The organism is Myxococcaceae bacterium (assembly GCA_016000045.1).
Taxonomy (GTDB): Bacteria; Myxococcota; UBA727; order UBA727; family JABDBI01; genus AER2-1.
In genome coordinates this window covers 232,709-249,261 of sequence record JAECQY010000001.1, presented here as the reverse complement: position 1 = coordinate 249,261, position 16,553 = coordinate 232,709, and the positions used below count along the sequence as shown (strand labels likewise).

The window sequence follows — 16,553 nt, the reverse complement described above, 5'->3', positions numbered from 1 at the left end:
CAATGGTCCCAACGTTGACGTGGGGTTTATCGCGGGTAAATTTCTCTTTTGACATCGAATCTCTCCTTAAATAATCTATTGAATCGCTTTACACACCGGCCGACTTGACCACAATTTCCTGAGCCAGGTTATTCGGGACTTGTTCATAGTGGCTAAATTCCATCGTATAAGTCGCACGTCCTTGCGTTCTTGAACGAAGATCATTGGCATAACCGAACATTTCCGCAAGGGGGACATTCCCTTCGACAACCTTCATGCCACTGCGTTCGGTCATTCCGGTAATACGTCCACGACGGCTGTTCAAATCACCGATGACATCTCCCATCCATTCTTCTGGCGTAATGACTTCTGTCTTCATCACGGGCTCCAAGATGATCGGACCTGCTTTTTTAGCACCTTCTTTAAAGGCCATCGAAGCCGCAATCTTAAAGGCCATTTCATTGGAGTCAACGTCATGATAGCTGCCGTCAAACAAGGTAATTTTAATATCGACGACTGGATAGCCTGCCTGAATACCGGATGTAAGCGCTTCTTCCGAGCCTTTCTTGATGGCAGGAATGTATTCTTTTGGAACCGCCCCTCCCACGACTTCATTCACAAACTCAAAGCCTTTACCGGTCTCATTCGGCTCAATACGCACCCAGACGTGACCATACTGGCCTCGACCACCCGACTGCTTGATGTACTTGCCTTCTTGCTCCACGCTTCGCGTAATGGTTTCGCGATAGGCCACTTGAGGCTTACCAACGTTGGCTTCCACCGAAAATTCACGCTTTAGACGATCGACAATAATTTCAAGATGAAGTTCACCCATTCCAGCAATCGTGGTTTGACCGGTTTCATCGTCTACGCTCAAACGCAAAGAAGGATCCTCTGCGCTCAATTTACCCAAACCAATTCCCATCTTTTCTTGATCGGCTTTGGTTTTGGGCTCAATCGCCAACTTGACAACCGCCGGAGGAATTTCCAAGGATTCCAAAATAATTGGGTTCTCAGGCATACAAATCGTATCGCCCGTCGTAGCTTCTAAGCCGATGGCTGCGGCAATACCGCCCGCGCCAATTTCCTCGATATCTTCTCGCTTGTCCGCAAACATACGAACCAAACGACCGATCCGAATTTTTCTTCCGGAACGCATGTTCACAATGGTATCGCCTTTGGCAAGAACACCGGAATAGACACGAATAAAGGTTAATTGACCGTACTTGTCGTTGATGATTTTAAAAGCGAGCGCTGAAAAAGGCGCTTTGTCGTCTGCTTCTCGCATGGCATCTTCGCCATTTTCCAACTTGCCTTTGACCGCTGGAATGTCCACCGGCGAGGGCAAGAAATCAAGAACGCAGTCCAACATGAACTGAACGCCTTTGTTTTTGAAAGCAGAGCCACAGAAGGTGGGGACGATTTTTGCCGCGATTGTCCCGGCACGCAAGGCTTTAATGATCTCTTCTTCGGTCACTTCATGACCTTCCAAGAATTTTTCTGCAAAACTATCATCGCAATCGGCGCAATCTTCCATGAGTTTCTCGCGATACTCATGGGCTTGCGCAACCAGTTCAGCCGGAATGTCTGTGACATCGTAATGCGCACCGAGATCATCCGCTTGCCAAATCAAAGCCCGCATCCGAATCAAATCGATGATCCCAACGAAAGTAGCTTCCGCTCCAATTGGAAGAGCAATGACAGAAGCTCGAGCTTTCAAACGATCGCGGATCATGTCTACGCAACGGAAAAAATTTGCTCCGGTCCGATCAAGCTTGTTCACGAAACACATACGCGGAACACCGTAGCGATCCGCCTGGCGCCAAACGGTTTCAGACTGAGGCTCAACACCGGCCACACCGTCAAACACCGTCACGGCACCATCGAGTACGCGCATCGAGCGCTCAACTTCGATCGTAAAATCCACGTGACCGGGGGTATCAATAATATTGATCCGATGCACAGGGGCTTTGGGATCCTCTCGACGTTTCCACTCGCACGTAACCGCAGCCGAAGTGATGGTAATCCCACGTTCACGTTCTTGGGCCATGTAGTCGGTAGTAGCAGCACCATCGTGCACTTCACCGATTTTATGACTCTTGCCCGTGTAGTACAAAACGCGTTCGGTTGTTGTGGTTTTACCCGCATCAATATGCGCCACAATACCAATATTACGAATTCGTTCGAGTGGAATATCCCGTGCCATAACCTAAAATCCCATTTCCTAAATTACCAACGATAATGAGCAAATGCTTTGTTTGCTTCTGCCATACGGTGGGTATCATCGCGCTTTTTCACAGCACCACCCCGACCCGATGCCGCATCCATGATTTCTCCAGCCAAAGAATCGCGCATCGTACGCTCGCCACGAGAAGCCGAAAAATCACGCAACCATCGAAACGCCAAAGCAACACGGCGTTCTGCGCGCACTTCCACAGGAACTTGGTAATTCGCTCCCCCGACTCGCCGCGAACGAACCTCTACTTGAGGTTTGACGTTTTCAAGAGCTCGTTTAAACACTTTGATTGGATCTTCGGTCATCTTCTTTTCGATGGCTTCGAAAGCCCCGTAGATGATCCCTTCTGCAATGGATTTTTTGCCGTCTTGCATAATCACATTGACAAATTTGCTCACCAAACGATCGGCAAACTTAGGATCAGGATGAATAACACGTTTGGGAACTTCGCGACGTCTTGGCATACTTATTTACCTTTTTTCGTACCGTATTTCGAACGACTTTGCTTACGGTTGCTGACACCTACGGAATCCAAAGCACCACGAACCACGTGATAGCGAACCCCTGGCAAATCTTTGACTCGACCCCCGCGGATCAGGACCACGGAATGCTCCTGCAGATTATGCCCTTCGCCCGGAATGTAGGTGGTCACCTCCATGCCGTTCGTCAAGCGCACACGAGCGACCTTACGAAGCGCAGAGTTCGGCTTCTTCGGGGTTGTCGTATACACACGGGTGCACACACCACGCTTTTGTGGGCATTCTTCCAAATGGGGAGCGTCTGATCGCTCTTTGACTTGTTTGCGCCCTTTGCGGACGAGCTGATTGATTGTAGGCATCTTGTTAGGGTTCCTATTTGAAAGGGGGAGTATAGGGATCCTTTTTCTGACTTGTCAATGGAGCTCCGGGTATAAATGATCTAAAAGCAGCCTCTCAGGCTCTCTTGTAGCACCTTGGCTTCATCCGTTGACTTGCCCAATCCTTCCTCTATCTTTGGATGCATGATTTTGTCCGTCCTTGCCTTATCGCTCTCTCTCGTATCGGAAGCACGACTCGAAGAAGCGGAGTTTCGAAGGCGTACCCAAACAGCCATTCAGGCTCTTCAACATCGAATTCGAGATGCGGCGCACAACATCGAATCTCTTCCATTCGCTGTTGCCGAACGGATCCAAAAGAATCTGAAGCTTTTTGAACAACACGCCCAAGCTATTTCATCGGATACCCAAGCGGGCTGGAGCTTTCGAACTCATAAACTCATCGTCATTTTGCATCATGCCAAATCTTTTTTCAATCGATTTGGTTCTCAATTGACGGTCGGCGAATTGCCAGAATTCATGCGGAATGCCTGGGAAAAGCCACGCTGGATGGATGCCAGCAATCTGGATGACTTGGCGATGAAAGCCAGTTTGGTATTGATCTTAAAAACTCTCAATCAAACCCTCGATGTTCACGATTCCCCTTTCTATCATAGCACTCCCATGCCTTTTGAATGGCTTTCAACACTTCATGAAAGCGATTTTATCGAACAAAACGAGTTTCGCTTTGTGCACGGCGGCTACGCTTTTGGTGGCCAAAGGCAAGATACGCGCTTTTTTAAAAACGGACCTTTTGGCAAAAGATGGGGGCCTCAAGATTGCTCTTCCTGGATTTCGAAGCTGATCGGTGCTCAGAGGCCTTACAGCACCGAGGATTTTGAAAACTATTGGCACATACCCAACCTGAAAAGGCTGCTAAAACCGATCAACGTCTTCAAGCTCAGCGATGCTCGACCGGGTATCCTATGGCTTAGCCGTTCCCCATCGGGCGGACACGTGAATCTGGTCGTTGACACCGACCCCGCTCAAGGCTGCCTAACCGTGCTCGAATACGCACGCAATTTGCCGCATTACGAAGGCTTTGGGTATCGAAACATCTCCCGTCTATCTCCCGGCCCAGATCAGCGATACTATTGGTTCGAAATCATCGAATCCGCGGAGAATCAGGAACTTTGACAAATTCGCACCTGCTTAACACTTGCCATCTCGGTGTAGAGGCGTCTATAGCTGTTGCCAAGCTTGATCTATAATATTTTTAGTGACTGGATCGAATGCTAGCCCTAAAGCAATCAGCGACTTGCCCGAGAGTTGGTATTTTTCAGCGTACTGCCTCTGCCGGATTTGCTCCAAGGCTTCTTGGGCAGACTGGCCCATTTTTAACTCGACAATATACGTGTGGGTAGGCGTTTGGAGAACCGCGTCAATTCGACCGATATTGGTTCTTTCTTCGGTCATTATTTCGGCCCCCATGAATTTGATCAGCATGTAGAACACAGTTTGGTAATAGCGTTCTAAGGGAATATGCAGATCGTAGGGGATGTCCGCAAAGAAGGGTCTCAGACGGGAACAGAAGTCGTTCAGATTATTCTGGAGCAAGTCACGCTTAAGTCTGCTAGCCAACTGTTGCCAAGGAGCGAAAGAGTCTTGTCGAGTAAGCATAGGGGCTAATACGCGGATCATCGACTGAGTCACTTCTTGGTTTGGAAATGCAAGCTGGCAGAGCGCGCTATCCGGATCATAGTCTCGAATCGTTAAATAGCCGGTTTGAAACAATAGTGTGGGCAACTGAATTTGCTCAATATCAAAGGCCCCCAAGTCTTCGCTCGATAAAATGAGATTTTCTAAATCTAAGATGGGATAGTTTTTCTCTTGAATAAGTTTGACGAGAAAGCTGGGAGTTCCGGTTTGTGACCAATAATTTTCAAACTGCCCCCGATTGAGCGCCTTCAGAACCGAACTGGGGTTATAAACTTTTTTCTCGGAGTAAGGAGAAAATCGGTAGCCATTGTACCACTCTTGCAGAGTCAAGCAGAGCTTCTCCCAAGAGCAGCGATGTTTATGGGCGACGGCTTGGATGTGTTCCGAAAAGTAGAGCTTTAATTCTTCTAACTCAATCCCCAAAAGCGTAGCGGCTTGTTCGCTCAGAGTTAAGTCTTCCAGGTTATTGATACCGGAAAAAATCGATGTTTTGTTGAATTTGGTGACGCCGGTGATAAATACGAATCTCAGGTGGGCGTCTAAAGCTTTAATGACGCCGTAGAACGACTTCAAAATAGTCCGCATCTCTTCCGCCAAGGCTGGATTGGAGATATGCGCCAGAATGGGAGCATCGTATTCATCGATCAACAAAACAACCGAGTTCTTTTGCGAAAGATTTTGAACCAGACTGGCCAGACACTCTGCTGAACTCAAACCATCCGGCAAAAGAATACCAGCGGCAGTGGCTTTCTGTTTTAAATTTCGAACTAAGCGTTCCTCGAACTGTTCGGGGGAAGCTAGGCCCATTTCGATCAAACTCATGCGCAGTACCGGGTGCTTGGTCCAAGTGTAGTCACTTTGATCGATCCAAAGATTTTTGAATCGCTCTCGATTGCCTAAGAAAATCTGTTCGAGAGTTGAGACCAACAAGGTTTTCCCAAAACGCCTAGGCCGAGAGAGAAAAAATTTTTGAGGAGACCCGGTCAATAATTCATACAAGTGACGGGTTTTATCAACGTAGAGGTAATTCTCTTCGATCAACTTTTTAAAATCATCAATGGTATCCGGAAGGCGCCGCATAGGTCCCAGCCTAGCGGAAGCACGCGCTAAGGTAAAGTCATTGTCTGGGTTGACATACATACAAACGTATGCAACTTGTGCTTGATGAGCGATTTAACCGAAAAGCAAAAGCGAGCCTTGAAGGTGATTGAGGAATTTTGGGAGGAAAAGTCGCTGTCTCCTTCCATTCAGGATGTTGCGACACGCTTAGGGATCATTCGCCCTACGGCGTATCAGCACCTCAAGGCGTTGAAGCGTAAGGGATTTTTGAAGAACAGCGATAGGATTGGCCGTAGCTGGCAATTGACCCAAAATATCGGCTCCATCTTCAAGGTTCCATTGCTCGGCCGTGTCGCAGCTGGAACACCTTTGCTGGCCAATGAAAATATTGAAGATTACGTCATGGTATCGAATTCGAACCAATCTTCTCAGTGCTTTGCTCTGCGCATCGCGGGTCACAGCATGATGGAGGGAGGAATTTTAGATCGAGATATTGTGATTGTTCGGCAACAAAGCTCTGCCAACGATGGCGATATTGTGGTCGCGCTCGTGGATAGCGATTCCGCAACGGTGAAAAAGTTCAAACGCTTTACCAGCCAAATCGGCCTCATGCCGATGAATCAAAATTACGATCCGATGATCCTTGATCCTGAACGGGTTTCCATTTTGGGGAAAGTGATTGAGGTTCGGAGAACAATTCATTGAAATCAACCAATATGTATGACATTCTCATACTTACTGGTTGTATTATGAAATTTATTCGAAGCCACATAGACTACGTATCTCTGATCGAACAGCTCAAGGGCTACCGAAACCCAAGAGACAAGATTAAACACCTTCTCAAAAACCAATCTCTGGTACGAGTCAAGAAAGGCCTGTACATTGCAGGAGATTCGCAACGCCAAGAACCTGTCTGTTTAGAGGCACTGGCCAATTTGATTTATGGCCCCTCTTATATTTCCTACGAGTATGCCCTGAGCTATTACGGGCTTATTCCTGAGCGAACCCCGGTGTTAACCTGCGCAACCACTCAAAAAAGCAAAGGTTTTGATACTCCTCTTGGGTGTTTTCGCTATCAGCATCTCTCTTTTTCGCGTTACTCCGTAGGAGTCTTACACAACAACCAATTTCTGATCGCCTCTGCAGAAAAAGCACTCTCGGATCTGGTCGCTCGTCAGAAGCTTTTCTCTTCCAAACTCACGCTTCATACTTACCTAGTCGATGACCTGAGACTGGAATCCGAAACCCTTCAAAACCTAGACTCGAGTTTACTCAAAGAAATTGCTTCTCAATATCGAAACCCGAATGTTCGTCTTCTGGAATCTCTATGAACACCGCATTACAAAATCTAGTCCAGCGCTATTCACTCGTCTCCGAAACCGATTACCGCAACGCCCTTAAGGAAATTATCCAAGAGATTGCTTTATTGGGGTTATGGCGAGCAAAATTTTTCGAGCATGCCGCTTTTTATGGTGGCACTGCCTTGCGAATCCTATACGGCCTGGACCGATTCAGCGAAGATCTGGACTTCTCACTCTTGAAAAAAGACCCTTCTTTTTCATTTAAGCGCTACGAAAAGGCACTCAGCACAGAATTACAGAGCTTCGGGTTAAACGTATCGATCAATCAAAAGGTAAAAACAAAAGAATCGGCTATTCTGTCTGCTTTTCTGAAAACGAATACCTCTGAACACGTTCTGCAGATTGGACTCAACAAACCCTTTCATCACCTAGACAGTTTAGTCGTGAAATTAGAGATCGATACCGATCCGCCTCCTGATTTTGAGACAGACTCCCAGTATGTTCTAAAGCCACTCCAGTTTGGCGTTCGTGTCTATTCGGAGCCCTGCCTTTTTGCTGGAAAGCTGCATGCCGTGCTGTGCCGGTCTTGGAAGAAGCGCGTCAAAGGACGTGATTGGTATGATATGCTTTGGTTCATCGGCCGCGGAATTCCCGTTCATTTGAAGCACCTGGAAGCTCGGCTACGACAAAGCGGACACTATCAAGAACAAGAGTGCTTAAACGCCGATAAGCTTCTGAAAAGACTCCTGGAACGCATTGACCAAACCGATCTCATCGAAGCCAAGAAAGATCTTTCTCCATTTTTACGAAATTCCTCCGTTCTGGATATCTGGTCTCCTGAGTTCTTTAAAGCCGCTGTCCAGCAACTGCTCTTTACCGAAACGCTCTAGAACATCGCAAGAAAAGCTCATAGGGGGCTCGTGAGACTGGAACATCGTCATTGCAAGGAGGCGTAGCCGACGAAGCAATCCATTCCCCGATCGGCAAAATGGTATCCACATCGTTACCCATCAAGATTAAAATCACCTCATCCTGCAGGTCGCTTTTTCGATCGGGGAAGTGAATAAAGGCGCTAAGATACGCATCATGGACTGAGTGACTTCTTGGTTAGGAAACCTGAGAGTATAGAGAGCTGTCTCTGGATCGTAATCTTGGATCGTCAAACAACCAGTCTGAAACAACAAGGCGGGTAGTTGAACTCGATCAAGGTCAAAAGTGCCCAGATCTTCGTCTGATAAAACTAAATTTTCTAAGTCTAGAATAGGATAGTTCTTCTCCTGAACCAGCTTCACCAGAAAACTCGGAGTCCCAGTTTGTGACCAATGGTTTTCAAAGCGCCCTGAGAGCAAACAACGAATCACGGAACAAGGATTATAGACGCGAGTTGGAAGATAAGGCGAAAAGCGATATCCATTGTACCAATCTTGCATCGATTGCATAAAATCGACTCTTGAGAGAGTGCCTTGATCGATCGCTTTGCGGATGTGATCGGCGAAAAAGTTTTGCAGCTCCTCCAGGGTAAGACCTAGTAAAGTGGCGGATCGGTCGTCCAGAGTCAAATCCAACAGATTATTAAGCCCCGAAAAAATAGACGTTTTATTGAACTTAGTAACACCGGTGAGAAAAACGAAGCGCAAATGACTGTCCAGGGCTTTAATGACTCCGTAGAAAGACTTCAGAACCGCTCGTATGGCCTCAGCAAGGAGCGGATTCTCGATATGCGCAAGTATGGGTGCATCGTATTCATCAATCAACAACACCACAGAATTTTGCTTGGCAAGGCCTTCTACCAAAGCCGCGAGACATTCCGCAGAGCTTAGATTCCTCTCCAAATGGACCCCAGCTTCGGCCGCTTTTTTCTTCAAATGGCGAACCAAACGATCTTCAAACTCTTCTGGGGAACTCACGCCCATTTCAACCAGGCTGATGCGCAGGACAGGATGTTTCGGCCAAGTATAATCGCTTTGACTAATCCATAAACCCTCAAAGAGCTCTCGACGACCTAAAAAAATTTGTTCCAGGGTCGAAATGAGCAAGGTTTTTCCAAAACGCCTGGGTCTTGAGAGAAAGAAATTGTCCCCTGAACCGGTTAGGAGATGATAAAGCTGCTCGGTTTTATCAACATAAACGCAATTGTTTTTAATAAGCTTTGGGAAATCAGCCGTATTATCTGGAAGGCGCTTCATGTAGGCACTCTAGCGGAAGTAGCTGAGGAGGTAAAGATACTGGAAGCATAAGCAGGTTCAGAGCGAAGCTCTTGAATAATCCGAGATCGTTCACTGAATCAGTCTGGGAGGCGCAGTATTTTCAAATCCAGTAAAAATAAATCAAAATTACAATTTACAAAAATATAAAATCAAATTATAAAATCATCAAATTTATGAATAATTCACTGATCAAAATAATTTTTCTGTCCCTCTCATCTATTCTTTTCGCCAACGATGATGGGCTCAATACTTCCAGAGCCTCCGAAAACGAGCTGGATATTTCTCTAGGGTACAATACCGGCAATGAGCCCAATGATTCTTTTTTGGAACCCGAAATTCAAAGAGCGATTTTACGCCAAATTATTACGACGGAACTGCAAGTGCGGGATCTCGCAACCGAGGAACGAATACAGGATCGATTTCATTTTCTAAGCACCGAATTAGAACTGAACTCAGAACTCGAAAATGAGGTTCAATTGCTGTTTGATGATCTCGCTCAAGCGCAATCCCATCCTGACTTACGCTCTTCAAATCAGGCTCTCTGCGAACTCATCTTCAATACGATTCAAGCTGGATTTTTCACGATTCTCAACGAAGGCATCGCGTCTTTAGAGCAAGCCAATATACCTATCCGTGGCGAACAGATCGATCAATTGATGGATGCATTTCAAGGCGAGGTGGATCGCGGCAACATCCTGCTTCTGCAAAACACCTCCGAAATACCTCGTTTATTTCTTAGACTTTACAATGAAATGATCCACAGAGAACGAATCCAATCGATTTTCAGGATTGGTCTCGAGCCACTGCTAAGCGCTGGGAACACTGTTTCTTTGGAACAGCGCGAACAGATGGCGCACTGGCTCAACGATGATCTCGATACAGGCTCCTTACAAACGAATAGCACTCGAAGCATTCTTCGGCGATTTCAAGAATATTACCAGTGGTTGCAGCCGATCCGCAGTCCGATCCTCGACAGCACTTTTCTAGACTTAAGCAACGAAACAGCCCTCTCGAGTTCGATTGAATCTCTCGAGGACCTAAACTCTGCAAGAGCCTCTTGGGGCTCTAGAGCCGCCAGTCGTTAATAAAAACGAATGCTATCGACAGCGGTGCTCAACCCGAGCTGCCACCAAGAATATTTCGCAGCTCTGATTGGCCGGGCAATATCCATCGCCATAGGTCATATCGCCACAAGCGCATTGTCCAGCGATACAACTCGTGCTTCCACAAGCTCCTCCCAAACTGCCACACTCGCACGATTGATGCGTGCAAGTATCGGAATTCCCACTGCAATCCGAGTTTTGCAAACACGCCACACAGTGATTCGCTCCCGTATCGCAAACTGGAACCGAACCTCTGCAATCGCTCGAGTTCAAGCATTGAACACACTGATTCGCCTGGGTATTGCAGACCGCTAAGTCTGAATCCAGACATTGAGACGAGTCTGTACAACCGCACTGATTGCTGAATGCCGCACAAACCAAGCCATTCGAGCAATCGCTTGCAAGCAAACATTGAGCCTGATTACCCAATCGAACCGAAACGTTGAACGCACTCGTACCATTGCTGGACAGAGCGAGAGACACCTGAACCCCTGAATTCGTCGTATACAGTAGTGAGCCATTACTCTGCACGGAGCAAGAAGCGCTCGTATACTGGCTAGAAGACAAGCACTGCAGAACCGCGTAACTGGTTAAATTGCATCCAACAGCCTCCTGAGTGCAGATATCACGCGCACACACTTGCTGGTAATTCGTTACATTCCCTGAGACACCGTATCCTAAAGCCAACTTCAGCATCTCGCCATTGATCAGCTCAATTTGCAACGGAATCACTTGAACCGAGCCTGTATTACCATAATAGCCACCGACCGTTTGGCAGCCTTGTGTTCCGATCGGTTCCGAAGCCAGTATCTTCTGTGCGTAAGGGCCTTGAATCGTTTGCAGATTCAACGCAATCGTTGCACTACCGGCAAGACTGTTCGCCACAGAACCGCTGATACTCCCGACCGAGCTTGGCCCCAAGGCACTGGGAAGAGCGTTTGCTACATTGGCTAGGTTATCGCATTCTAGATAGGGGTTTCCGGTTAAGGCAGCATGGATATTCGCTTGCGTAGCCACAGCTCCAGAAGCGTCCGCTTGACATTGAGTCCATAAAATAGAGGAGTCATTTTCTCTGCCTTGATAATAACAATTGGCAGATAATTTGGTCGCATTTAATTGCCCTTGGTAGTCTACCGGAACAGCCGGTGGATTGGGAACGGTTGAGTTAATCATCCCCGTTGCTGAACAGATTTTTTGCACACTTCCTGGAGTATAATCCTCTGGTGTCAAGGCCCCCGCCCACTCATAGAGGTTGCAAGTGCTGACCCACGAAGCGACTCCGGATGGAATGGCATTTAAGCCCGAAGCGATCAATTTAGGGCTTAAACTCGCGCTCGTGTTATTGGGCCAAAGCTGCGTCGGGTCACCGGGGTTATCCGTCATCACGGCAGCGTAGAAATCTTCTTGAAGCTGGTTGCCCAGATCCGTGAAGTATTGGTCCAGAGCCTCTTTATTTTGGGTATAGGTAAAATTAGGCGACATCTGCGGAGAAGCAATGGGAATAATGAGACCCGGAAATTGAGGCGAATGAGAAACCTGAGAAAGAGAAAGGGCCGTATGAATCATGTTGTAAGATTTTTGAAGCGTCTGGGCGATGAGAGTGCCGTAAGCGACGATGCTCTCATTATTGGATTGAAATTGCTGGATTGAAAATTGGGCTTTGAGGTTAGCTTGAATGAGGCTGTTCACGGCTTGGAACAGAGCTTGATCAAAACGCCCGACGCCTTGGGCCAGATTCGTCGCATCGCTCAAAGCGGAATTCAAGCTTGAACAAGTTGTACTTTGCGCCGTAGTATCGCACCCTAAGGCCTGATAGACGCCCGATAGATAAGCGGGCGTGGAGGCAATCTGAGCAGCAGAAGGGTAAAGGTATTGAGGTGCCTGGTTCAGAGGGCAAGTTCCTGAAATGATCGCACTTTCAAAACCAGCATAAACTTCAGCTCCACCCAAAGTGTTCTGATTCAAAGCCTCCAGTTGAGTCTTCAAATTATTGTCTTGAATACTTTGCTCCAACGCAGAGAATTCCAAAATATCGATGTTTTCAATCTGCTCCACATCGTTCAAAATTTGATTCACTGTCGATGAAATGGCCGATACTTGGGCCGATAGTTCGCTTAAGTCGTTTAAGATCTCTCCATTGGGCTGTATTCCTAGCAGCTTTTCCACCTCATCTCCTGCCACTGGGCCGAAGACAGCCGTACCGATATTGATCAAATCGCTGGTCCCGATCTCCTCCGAGACTTGATTCTGCGAACTGCTCTGGATATTGATCAAAGCGATGGTTCTCGAAGGTTTCTGAGCATAGACCCGAATACTACCCAAGGCAGAGGCCCCCGAATTGTGGGTGAGTGTCAGCACACAAGTCTGCTTTGTGGGCGAAATTTTTGGACAAGCGTCTATCCCTGAAAAGCGAAAGGCTCCTTTCGGTAGGACTTGAACGCCTAGGGAGCTTCCTTGCATCCCGGCGCTTCCAATGTATTCAACCAACAGTTCACACGAAGCTCCTGGTTGAAGCGAATGACATCCATGGGAATAGTATCGACTCGATATGGTTCCATCATCCCGTTTCAGCACAAACCGATTCGCACGATTGCTTCCATCGGTTTCCATTCCGTAATCCGAACCAGCAAGCTCTTGACTCGGATGAGATGAGCTGCAAGCGGTCATCAAAAGCAGTAAAGTGGCAAAAATCAGTTTCAGCATCCAACCAGAGTAACCAATGAAGGTTTTGAAAATCAATCCTACATTTCGTTTTAAAACAAAGCCTAGGATCCTCTCCCCGTGCCGATCAAACACAACGAAGGGTTTGAGAGACTAACGAAGATGAGCAGATGTATTTGGGTTCATGCAGGAGCGTATGGAGAGTTCATCAACCTGCTCCCACTACTGGACGCGTTGCACACGCGCGATTCAAAGTTAAACTTTGTTTTAAGCACCAATTTTTGGGATCTGTTGAACCAGAACTTAAACGCTTATCGCTCCTATCTCCAGCCCACTCCGGTTCACCTGGCCAGGCTAAGCTATTTTCAGCTTCGAAGGCTTTTTAAAAATCCACCGATTCTATGGCTCAGCTATACCAGCGTCGTAGAGGTGAAGCTTCTGCGAATGTGCTCACTCTACCAAGTTCCAGTGATTTGCCTCTACGAGGGCTTTTTTTGCACTTCCATTCCCAACTTTGCTCAGAAAAGATTAAAGCCACTCTGGAATACCACCACCGCCATCACCACCAGCAAACGAAAGATGGACGAATTGGTTCAACTCGGTATCCCACCCACACAAATCAAATCCCTTAAGAGTGTGAAATGGACTCGTTGACTTGGCTGGCTGTCAGCACACACCCTGGAGAATACGAAGATATTCATACAGCCCACCGTATTTTGAAAGAAAAATATCCAAATGCCAAACTCATCATCGCTCCCAGGCACCCACCCACTTTTCAAGCATCCAAATTTTTGTTCGTTCACGATCCCAGCGTTCGTTTTAACGAAGCATTGGGAACGATGGACTCGTCATTTCATGCGGCAGATCTCGCTTTCATCGGTGGAACTTTTGTAGAAAGCGTCGGCGGACACAATGTTTTGGAGCCCATCTCAAAACAAATCCCCTGCATGGTCGGGCCATTCACGGATAAAATAGACGATTTAATCGAAGCATGCGGATCGGTCGTGCGAGTCAAGAACGGAAAAGAACTCGGTTTCCGGTTGATCGAGTTGTTCGAAAATGAATCCCTTCGAAAGCAAATCGCTGACACCGGTTATCAAAACTACTTACGCACTCAGGAAGATGTTTTAGACACTTACCTGGACCTGATCACTCCCATGATAGACCGGCAGCGACCGAAAGAAACATCCTCATCCTCAATCGGGTTCCTTCAGGCGCTTCAATATGCTTTATCCGATTGGATTTTGTGGATTCCTTCTTGGACACGGATTCGAAATCATTTTTTTCCAGGCATGAGCCTTTGGAAAGATTATCGTTATTGGCGCATTCGTTTTCACCTATACCGCGAACGAAGAGCATGCTTGCCTCTCGACAAAGCATCTTGGGTAGAGCTCTCCTCTGAATACCAAGCCGCTCGACGATTTGAACGCGATAAAGCTTTGATGAAAGAGGCACAGAAACGGTTTCCAGAGTGGGAATACCCCCTCAAACGGCTGGAGCAGTATGCAAAGCCACTTTTTCATCCTGAACCCAGTTTCAGTCAAGTGATCCCAGCCAAACCGAAAACGGCTTCGAACGACCTACCAGAACCTGGCCTGACAATCGTGACAGGCATGAGTTCAAATGCTCCTTATTTTGAGCTGGGATTTCAATTAATCGAATCCATTCAAGCCACTCAACTTTATTGCCGTATCCCAATCAAAGTCCTGGATTGTGGCCTCAACGAACCCGATCGGCAAACACTTAAGGACTATTTTGACATCGAGATCAAGGATCCAGGCTGGGATATCGATCCTCAGCTGATTGTCCAAAATCCAGCACGCATCTGTCAATGGAACGGTTGGAAAGGATGTACCGCTCGGCCTCACTTGCACGAGCATTTTCCGGGTTACGATTATTACATCTGGATGGACGCGGACAGCTGGGTCCGGGATGAAACAGGCCTTTGTGAATTGATTTCAAGAGCCAAAGAACAAGGTGTTGGCTGTTTCACGGAGTATCCGATGAAAAAGATTCGTCAACACGATTTTTTTAAAGCCTTGATCCCAGAGTTTGCATCTCAAATTGAAGAAAAACCCATCTGTTACAACGGCCTTTTCTGCGCTTCTCGCGCATTTCTAGCAAACTATGCCAAGCTGACCGCTCAAAACACCCAAATCTCCCAACGCTATGTATGGGGAACGGATATGGCGTTATTTACCTTCACCGCGCACTCTCGGCATGAGCCGTTGAAATCCCTAGGTTGCCGGTATGCATTGCGATCTCAACATCAAGAAAAGATTGTCCAACTCGAATTCACGCGCAAGTTTCAACGATACGAAAGCTTTTTCTTAAACCGCTTACCCAATACGCTCAACGCGCTCGATCGCGAAGATATCCTCAGCGGCTATCGTCGGTTTTACAAAGAAGATTTCTTGCAAGAGCAACTTTCGTACCGAACCTTTGACGTTAATGCCGTAAATAGTGATCCACGAGAACCAGGGCGGCCATCGCTTCAACAATCGGAATCGCTCGAGGCACCACACAAGGATCGTGACGACCGCTTATCTCCTTGGATAAGCTGGCCACCGGTTTGAAAGCAACCCGAAAATAGATAGGCATCCCATTGGAGATGCCTCCTTGAATACCGCCCGAAAAATTGGTGCGCGTTTGGATTTTGCCATCTTGTTCAAAAAATGCATCGTTGTGTTCGGAACCCCGAAGAATCACGCCTTCAAAACCAGAGCCATAATCAAAACCTTTCGCAGCATTGATGCTCAACATGGCTTTGGCCAGATCAGCCTGCAAACGATCAAAGACCGGCTCTCCAAGGCCCACCGGGCAGCCTCGAATCACACCCGTCACCACTCCTCCAATCGTATCGCCAGAATCTCGAACTTGCTCAATCAAGCGCTGCATTGCATGAGCAAGCTCAGGATCGGGACAGCGAACGGAAGTTTGGTCGATGGCATGAGCTTCTACCTTTTCGTGCGAATCGTACATTCGAATGGATCCGATCTGAGACGTATAAGCCAACACCTCAATCCCGATCGAGCTCAAGATTTTTTGCGCAATGGCTCCCGCTACAACACGAGCAGCCGTTTCCCGAGCGGAAGAACGCCCTCCTCCACGCGGATCCCGGTGGCCGTATTTGGCTTGATATGTGTAATCAGCGTGGGAGGGTCGATACGTATTTTCAAGCGCCTGATAATCTTCAGGTCTTTGGTTCGTATTTCGAATCCACGCTGCAATGGGTGCTCCTGTCGCCCGACCCAGGTAGACACCCGATAGGATTTCAACTTCATCCGCTTCCTGACGAGTTGTGGTGATTGAGGACTGTCCCGGCCTACGGCGATTGAGCTGGGCCTGTATTTCTGAGATGACAATCTCGGTCCCCGCGGGGCAGCCATCGATCACAACCCCAATCCCAGGCCCATGAGATTCCCCAAACGTGGTCACCCGAAAATTTTGTCCAAATGAATTCCCGGCCAACGCATCCGCCTTCAGCCATCATAG

At 47.5% G+C, this 16,553-nt stretch carries 13 protein-coding genes; 6 read left to right on the top strand and 7 right to left on the bottom strand.

Annotation, left to right across the window (positions count from 1 at the left end):
• Positions 1 to 88 precede the first annotated feature (88 nt).
• Genes fusA through I8H75_01195 form a run of 3 tightly spaced genes read right to left on the bottom strand, consistent with a single transcriptional unit; the run spans position 89 to position 3,053 of the window.
• Positions 89 to 2,185 (bottom strand): elongation factor G, encoded by a 2,097-nt coding sequence (gene fusA, locus I8H75_01205; protein ID MBH2005959.1) that lies wholly within the window; start codon positions 2,183 to 2,185, stop codon positions 89 to 91.
• A gap of 23 nt (positions 2,186 to 2,208) precedes the next feature.
• The gene (rpsG, locus tag I8H75_01200) at positions 2,209 to 2,679 is read right to left on the bottom strand and encodes a 30S ribosomal protein S7 (protein ID MBH2005958.1); all 471 of its coding nucleotides are present in this window, start codon (positions 2,677 to 2,679) and stop codon (positions 2,209 to 2,211) included.
• A 2-nt stretch (positions 2,680 to 2,681) separates the two neighbouring features.
• Positions 2,682 to 3,053 carry a 30S ribosomal protein S12 gene (locus tag I8H75_01195; protein ID MBH2005957.1) on the bottom strand — a complete coding sequence of 124 codons (372 nt, stop codon included), beginning with the start codon at positions 3,051 to 3,053 and terminating at the stop codon, positions 2,682 to 2,684.
• Between the two features lie 162 nt (positions 3,054 to 3,215).
• Between I8H75_01195 and I8H75_01190 the strand changes: the two genes are divergently transcribed.
• Positions 3,216 to 4,205, top strand: a complete 990-nt coding sequence (locus tag I8H75_01190) for a hypothetical protein (protein MBH2005956.1) — start codon at positions 3,216 to 3,218, stop codon at positions 4,203 to 4,205.
• A gap of 45 nt (positions 4,206 to 4,250) precedes the next feature.
• Here I8H75_01190 and I8H75_01185 read toward each other — a convergent pair whose 3' ends face one another.
• Positions 4,251 to 5,807 carry an ATP-binding protein gene (locus I8H75_01185; protein MBH2005955.1) on the bottom strand — a complete coding sequence of 519 codons (1,557 nt, stop codon included), beginning with the start codon at positions 5,805 to 5,807 and terminating at the stop codon, positions 4,251 to 4,253.
• Positions 5,808 to 5,891: 84 nt separating this feature from the next.
• On the opposite strand from I8H75_01185, the gene lexA reads away from it, so the two are divergent.
• The 3 genes from lexA to I8H75_01170 are packed head-to-tail and all read left to right on the top strand — an operon-like array spanning position 5,892 to position 7,977.
• Positions 5,892 to 6,491 carry a repressor LexA gene (gene lexA / locus I8H75_01180; GenBank protein MBH2005954.1) on the top strand — a complete coding sequence of 200 codons (600 nt, stop codon included), beginning with the start codon at positions 5,892 to 5,894 and terminating at the stop codon, positions 6,489 to 6,491.
• A gap of 44 nt (positions 6,492 to 6,535) precedes the next feature.
• Positions 6,536 to 7,117, top strand: coding sequence for a hypothetical protein (locus tag I8H75_01175; GenBank protein ID MBH2005953.1), 582 nt, complete (start codon positions 6,536 to 6,538; stop codon positions 7,115 to 7,117).
• The gene (locus tag I8H75_01170) at positions 7,114 to 7,977 is read left to right on the top strand and encodes a nucleotidyl transferase AbiEii/AbiGii toxin family protein (GenBank protein MBH2005952.1); all 864 of its coding nucleotides are present in this window, start codon (positions 7,114 to 7,116) and stop codon (positions 7,975 to 7,977) included. The genes I8H75_01175 and I8H75_01170 overlap by 4 nt, the downstream gene beginning before the upstream one ends.
• A 132-nt stretch (positions 7,978 to 8,109) precedes the next feature.
• Here I8H75_01170 and I8H75_01165 read toward each other — a convergent pair whose 3' ends face one another.
• A complete protein-coding gene (locus I8H75_01165; protein MBH2005951.1) occupies positions 8,110 to 9,273 on the bottom strand; it encodes an AAA family ATPase in 1,164 nt (387 codons plus the stop codon).
• A gap of 194 nt (positions 9,274 to 9,467) precedes the next feature.
• Here I8H75_01165 and I8H75_01160 point away from each other — a divergent pair, with 194 nt between their 5' ends.
• The gene (locus tag I8H75_01160; GenBank protein MBH2005950.1) at positions 9,468 to 10,379 is read left to right on the top strand and encodes a hypothetical protein; all 912 of its coding nucleotides are present in this window, start codon (positions 9,468 to 9,470) and stop codon (positions 10,377 to 10,379) included.
• 12 nt (positions 10,380 to 10,391) lie between these two features.
• Here the strand turns inward: I8H75_01160 and I8H75_01155 are convergent, their stop codons facing one another.
• A complete protein-coding gene (locus tag I8H75_01155) occupies positions 10,392 to 13,100 on the bottom strand; it encodes a hypothetical protein (GenBank protein ID MBH2005949.1) in 2,709 nt (902 codons plus the stop codon).
• A 120-nt stretch (positions 13,101 to 13,220) separates the two neighbouring features.
• Here I8H75_01155 and I8H75_01150 point away from each other — a divergent pair, with 120 nt between their 5' ends.
• Entirely contained in the window at positions 13,221 to 13,712 is a 492-nt protein-coding gene (locus I8H75_01150; protein MBH2005948.1) for a hypothetical protein, read from the top strand.
• Between the two features lie 1,794 nt (positions 13,713 to 15,506).
• On the opposite strand, the gene aroC is transcribed toward I8H75_01150, so the two are convergent.
• Positions 15,507 to 16,529 carry a chorismate synthase gene (gene aroC, locus I8H75_01145; protein MBH2005947.1) on the bottom strand — a complete coding sequence of 341 codons (1,023 nt, stop codon included), beginning with the start codon at positions 16,527 to 16,529 and terminating at the stop codon, positions 15,507 to 15,509.
• Positions 16,530 to 16,553: the final 24 nt, after the last annotated feature.